Genomic DNA, 4232 nt, shown 5'->3' with positions numbered 1-4232 from the left:
CGTGAAGTGGAGCAGGACCCGGATGTGCTGCTGGTCGGCCAGCCGACCCGGGGCGTCGACATCGGCGCCATCGAGTACATCCACCAGCAGATCATCGCCATGCGCGACAAGGGCAAGGCGGTGCTGCTGGTGTCGGTGGAGCTGGACGAGATCATGAGCCTCTCCGACCGCATTCTGGTCATCGCCGATGGCCGCATCGTCGGCGAGCTGGACGGCGCCAGGGCGGATGAACGCACCATCGGCCTGATGATGGCGAACATAGTTCCTGACGACGTGGCGACAAGCCAATCACAAGGAGCCACATCATGAAGGTCACAACCACTTGTAACGGATTCGGCCTGATGATGGTCAACACACCAGTCCCCGACGATATCAAGGAGGCCCATTCATGAGCCAAGCACGTGTTCCTGCCTGGATATCCGTGGGCGTGCTGCCCGCAGTCAATATCCTGCTGGCCTTCCTGGTGTCGGCCATCCTGTTCTATTACCTCGACATCAGCCCCATCGAGGCAGCCGAAATCATGTGGTACGGCGCCTTCGGCACCGGCGAGGGGATAGGCTTCACCCTCTACTACGCCACCGGTTTCATCTTCACCGGTCTGGCGGTGGCGGTGGCCTTCCACGCCAGCCTGTTCAACATCGGCGGTGAGGGGCAGGCCTATATCGGCGGCCTCGGGGTCGGTCTGGTCTGTCTGCTGCTCGGGGACGTGCTGCCGTTCGCCCTGCTCCTGCCGCTCGCCATCATCGCCGGCGGCCTGTTCGGCGCGGCCTGGGCCTTCATCCCGGCCTGGCTGCAAGCCAAGCGGGGCAGCCACATCGTCATCACCACCATCATGTTCAACTTCATCGCCGCCTCTCTGATGGCCTACCTCTTGGTCGACGTCTTCAAGCCGCCAGGATCCATGGCCACCGAGAGCAAGGTGTTCGCCGTGGCGAGCTGGCTGCCGAAGATGAGCGAGCTGGCGGCCGGTTTCGGCATCGCCATGCCCAACAGCCCCCTCAACATCAGCTTCTTCTGGGCGCTGATCTGTGCGGCCCTGGTGTGGGTCTTCATCTGGCATACCCGCTGGGGCTACGAGATCCGCTCCGTGGGTGCGAGCCAGAGTGCCTCCGCCTATGCGGGCATCTCCTATCCCAAGGTGGTGATCCTGGCCATGGTGATCTCCGGCATGCTGGCGGGCTTCTTCGCCCTCAACGTGCTGCAGGGTGAGCTGCACCAGATCAAGCTCAACTTCGTGGAAGGCTTCGGCTTCACCGGCATCGCGGTGGCCCTGATGGGCCGCAACCACCCGGTCGGCGTCATCATCGCCAGCCTGCTGTTCGGCTTCCTCTACCAGGGCGGCGCCGAGCTCAGCTTCGAGTTCGGGGTGGACCGCAACATCGTCGTGGTGCTGCAGGGTCTGGTGATCCTGTTCTGCGGCGCCCTGGAGCACATGCTGCGCCCGCGCATCGAGCAGGCCTATCTGGCCTTTGCCAACCGCCCGGTCGCCCAAGTGAAAGGAGCCTGATCATGTTCGAAATGCTGATCCTGATGCTGGACGCGACCATTCGTACCGCGCCTCCGCTCATCCTGGCGGCCATGGCCGGTATGTTTTGTGAGCGCTCCGGGGTGGTCAACATCGCCCTGGAGGGCAAGCTGCTAGCCTCCGCCTTCGCCAGTGCGGCGGCCGCCGCCGTCACCGGTTCCGCCTGGATTGGGCTGGGGGTCGGGGTGGGGATCTCCATCCTGTTCGCCCTGCTGCACGGCTTCGCCACCATCACCCACCGGGGTGATCAGGTGGTGAGCGGCATGGCCATCAACATCCTGGCAGCCGGTCTCACCGTGACCCTGGGGCGCTACTGGTTCGATCAGGGCGGCCAGACCCCGGCGCTCTCCGGTGCGGCACGCTTCGCCCCCATCGACCTGCCCTATGCCAAGGAGCTCTATGACGTGCCCGTCATCGGCCAGCTCTACAGCGAGCTCTTGAGCGGTCACTCTCTGCTGGAGTACGTGGCCTTCGCCGCCGTGCCCCTGGCCTGGTGGGTGCTGTTCCGCACCCGCTTCGGCCTGCGGCTGCGGGCGGTGGGCGAGGCCCCGGCCGCGGTCGACACCGCAGGCATCTCCGTGGTGCGCATGCGCTACACCGCCCTCATCATCGGCGGCCTGCTGGCGGGGATCGGGGGCACCTATCTGGCGGTGGCCCAGACCGCCCAGTTCATCCCCAACATGAGCGCGGGCAAGGGCTTCATGGCGCTGGCGGCCCTGGTGTTCGGCAAGTGGCGCCCCTGGAACGCCATGGCGGCCTGTCTGCTGTTCGGCTTCCTCGATGCGGTCGCCATCCGGCTGCAAGGGGTCAGCATCGGCGATTTCCCGATCCCGGTGCAGGCCATCGAGGCGCTGCCCTACATCCTGACGGTCTTCCTGCTGGCCGGTTTCATCGGCAAGGCGGTGGCCCCCAAGGCCCTCGGCACCCCCTATGTCAAGGAGCGGGAATAGCCCCGCCCTTCATGCCATGCAAAAGGCCCGCACATGCGGCAATGCTGTTCACTTAAGCGGAGCCGCATTGCGATTTACCGGAAAACGGGTCTTTGATATCTTCACCGCCCTGGGTCTCGATGGCCTGGGGCGTTTTTCTATGAACATGACGCCTATGCAGCCCCGCAACTCCGCCAACCTCCGTGGCGTATGGGCTGGCGATAACGCGCCCGCCATCACTGCCATCTGGTTCGCGATGAAATGACAGGCAAACTTAAAGCTCACCTCATTGGGCGCTCGCTGATGGGCTACGGCGGCCTGGCTGGCCTCCCGCCTGACCAGATTGTATCCAAGCAGCAATCCCCACAGCTCCTGATAGACCAAGTCCACTTTCTTGCTTCTCAGCGTGATGGCGTTGTGCTGCATCGCGCTTTTGATATCCCGGTATCCCAGCTCGATTTCCCAGCGCTCGTGGTACAGGGTCGCCACCTGAGCTGCGCTGAATCGCGCCACGGGCAGGGAGGTAAAGACCGTTTTCTCCTTGCCTGCCACCTCATAGGTCACTGCGCGAACTTGCCAGTGTGTCGGCAACGCCGGGTTTTTCTTGCTAGCCTGAGGCGAGACCGTCATTTGCAACAGACGGTCACCGTCGCCATAGCGCTCAAGTTCCGTGTATACCAGCCCCTTGCGTTCCGGGATGAGCCAGTGACGGTCGGTGTCTTCGGCCTGAATACGCAGCAACAGGTCGGCACCGAAGAAGCCTTTATCCAGCAGGGTCACTGACTTGTCCGGCAATGAGTGAATGAACTCGCTGGCCAGGGGGATTTCCCCTTTGCGGTACGGGCTGATGGCCGCGTTGGCAATGACATGCGAGCGGACATTCATGAGCGTGACCAACCGCAGCATCGGGTAGGGTGTCTGCCGGTTGGTTGAGGTGTTACCCGAGCCGAAATGTGCTCTGAGTTCAGGCATATCTTGGGTTCGGAACAGGGCCCCATCGATGGCAAAGACCTGTAAACCGTGCCAATGGTCTTCAGGATAACGTTCCCGCCCCCACACATCGGCGCACTGTTTGAACAGCCACTCGAGCGGCTGTTTGCCGAGTCGCTGACGGGCCTGAGACAGGGCACTGTCCGCGAGCAAGGCATCATTGGCCAACCCTTCTGCACAGATGTTGAGGCGCCGAGCGACCTCGGAGATGGGCTCATTGCGGAAAAAGGCCATCCCCACGACGAGCCACAAGACCATATCAGAAGGTAAGCGGCGTCGGCGGATAGTGGCCTTTTCAGACAAGGCGGCAGCGGCAGTAATCCATTCGTCGGGAATATGGTCGGCAAAAATGGCCAACCGAGCCAGCATGTCGCCAGATGCCTCAACAACATCGTTCAGATCGTTTGCAATAGACATAAAAAATCCGGAACCAGTGATTGGTTCCGGATTGTCCTACAGCAGAAGGATCGGTCAATGGATCCTTAACTGATCAGCATTGCGGCCAAGTCCCGGGGTTTGTCGTTATGGGGCTTAGAACCTATCCCAGTAGGCGTAATCGTTGAAGGCAGTTTGAACACGGACAGCGCGCAGAAACCGGAGCGTACTGTAGTACGTGAGGATTTCGAGCACTGCCCAGGTTCAAAATGGCGAATAAGATAGCCTATTGACATCCTCCCCCACCTTAGCGCTTCGCGTCACAGGAGGGGGATTCCCATTACTGGGTGATAGCTGCTCGCGCAGTACCGGGTTCCTGCTTCATCGGGCGGCCTGATTGCACCACGCCTCCA

The 4232-nt window shown here is 61.9% G+C and carries 3 protein-coding genes and 1 pseudogene; 3 read left to right on the top strand and 1 reads right to left on the bottom strand.

Features of this window, described 5'->3' with window-relative positions; translation table 11 throughout:
- From G5358_RS20240 to G5358_RS20230, 3 genes and pseudogenes are all read left to right on the top strand, one after another.
- Positions 1-309 (top strand): annotated as a pseudogene (locus G5358_RS20240) (heme ABC transporter ATP-binding protein); the annotation flags it as partial.
- 79 nt (positions 310-388) lie between these two features.
- On the top strand, positions 389-1507 hold the full coding sequence (locus tag G5358_RS20235) for an ABC transporter permease (protein WP_103857789.1): 1119 nt from the start codon (positions 389-391) through the stop codon (positions 1505-1507).
- 2 nt (positions 1508-1509) lie between these two features.
- Positions 1510-2475 (top strand): ABC transporter permease, encoded by a 966-nt coding sequence (locus G5358_RS20230; RefSeq protein WP_010672471.1) that lies wholly within the window; start codon positions 1510-1512, stop codon positions 2473-2475.
- A gap of 48 nt (positions 2476-2523) precedes the next feature.
- Here G5358_RS20230 and G5358_RS20225 read toward each other — a convergent pair whose 3' ends face one another.
- Positions 2524-3861, bottom strand: coding sequence for an IS4-like element ISAeme15 family transposase (locus tag G5358_RS20225; RefSeq protein ID WP_103261426.1), 1338 nt, complete (start codon positions 3859-3861; stop codon positions 2524-2526).
- Positions 3862-4232 lie beyond the last annotated feature (371 nt).

Source organism: Aeromonas sp. 604176, from assembly GCF_049170755.1.
Taxonomy (GTDB): Bacteria; Pseudomonadota; Gammaproteobacteria; order Enterobacterales; family Aeromonadaceae; genus Aeromonas; species Aeromonas veronii_A.
Note: the sequence above shows the minus strand (reverse complement) of the source record. Positions and strands in the feature narration are given on the sequence as shown.